This is a genomic window from Lysinibacillus sp. NPDC056185, assembly GCF_047737915.1.
Lineage (GTDB): Bacteria > Bacillota > Bacilli > Bacillales_A > Planococcaceae > Lysinibacillus.
The window spans coordinates 1-1,708 of sequence record NZ_JBLLLQ010000082.1 but is presented as its reverse complement, the minus strand read 5'-3'; the positions used below and the strand labels follow the sequence as shown (position 1 = coordinate 1,708).

Here is a 1,708-nt window from a genome sequence, read left to right as displayed (position 1 = left end):
ACGAGGTCACTGAAAAACTTACGTTTTTTATGACGGCTTAACTTTTTTAGATAAAAATAAGGTACATTTTGTTCGAATTGAACAGAATGTACCTTGTTTTTTTGTCTATTCCTTCTTTTTTTCACTTAGAAGTTTCAATATTCGTTTCAGATTGACGGCGAATATTGTTGTGGCTCCTTGTATTTCCATGCCAAATAAGCCCGCTGTTTTAGCCGTATTATAGCCATGCGGATTTTTTAATTCACTATTTTTCGCTTCAATTTTATATCGTTCTTTCGCAAGTATTTTAAATTCATCCGTTTCTTGAAGAATAATTTGGTCTTTATGTTCCATAGATTTAATTCTGATAGAGTATGTTTTACTTTTGGATCCTTCTTTATAGCACCCTTCACGTAATGGACAAACCTTACATTTTTCTATGTCAAAGGAGTATGTTTCTGCTTGATTAGCGCCCTGATTTTTCTTTCCTGTTCGGGCTTTTCGAATAGCCATGTGCCCTGCTGGACATACATACATGCCTGCGTCTTTATTAAAATCAAAGATTACTTTTCGGTGTGAAGTTTCTCCGCTAATGTTTGGGTTTAATTTCGAAATTAATTGAAACGCTTCTGCTTTGGCATATTGTAAATTATCTTTCCCAGAGTAAGCCGTATCACCAATGACCGTATCAATTTCCATCCCTGTCTCTTTACTTTTTTCGATTAATTCTTGAAGATAGTGTCCGTCACTTTTTTCACCTGTTGTGACAATGGCAGCTGTAATGATTCGTTCATCACTCATCGCAATATGGGTTTTGAAACCAAAGAAAGCCGATTCCGCAGATTTATGTCCTACACGAGCGTCCGGATCAGGTGAATAGCTTAGTTGTAAATCGTAGTCCTCCATTACTTCTTTTAAAACATTTAACTTTTCTTTTACAGCGGGAATTTGTGCAACTTTGGATTGTGTTTCCACAATTTCTACAACTTGACGACAGTAATTTAATTCCTCCATCACTTCATTTGATGTTGGTTTTGGTGGGAATTTCTCTTTCATTTCTTCATCCAGTTGATAGACGGCTTTTCGCACATTTTTTGATTTTTCCTGTAAAAATTCCTTCGGTGATTTTTGATTGTAACGTGCTTTTGTATGTGTGGAGTCGACGATAATTATTTTACTTGTGATAATTCCTTTTTTTAATGCAATTTCAACTGTTTTTCCAATCAATAAATCAAGTAAATTTATATCTTGTAAGCGAAGACGACGGAATTTTGTGAGCGAACTAGAATCCATCACATCATCTTCTGGTGCCATCTCTAAGAAATATTTAAAAGACATATCATATTTTGAACGTTCAACTAAATCGACATCTGATAAATCATAAATGGCTTTCAGGAGTAAATATTTGAACATACGAATGGGTGGAATTGCATTTCGACCATTATCCAAACAGTACTTTGATTTTAGTTCGTCTAATATAAATGAAAAATCAACCAGTTCATTGATTTGGCGAAGCATATTATCTTTTGGAATGATTAAATTATATAATTCCATATACGGACTTAAGTTCAATGTTTCTTGTTTAGAAATCATAGTCGCACCACCTCGAGTTGGTTTTTCTTTATTATACTATTGAGAGGAAATTGAACGAAAAGAAAAAACGATTGGAGAAAAAAATCTGTTTCTCCAATCGTTTTAATATTATGTTGGACTTTTTCAGTGCCCTCGT

General features: G+C 34.1%; 1 protein-coding gene. It reads right to left on the bottom strand.

The genetic code is table 11. The features are described 5' to 3' along the window. Positions 1-105: 105 nt before the first annotated feature. Complete coding sequence (locus ACMZ42_RS26980; protein WP_415733418.1) at positions 106-1,572, bottom strand: IS1182 family transposase; 1,467 nt, start codon at positions 1,570-1,572, stop codon at positions 106-108. Positions 1,573-1,708 lie beyond the last annotated feature (136 nt).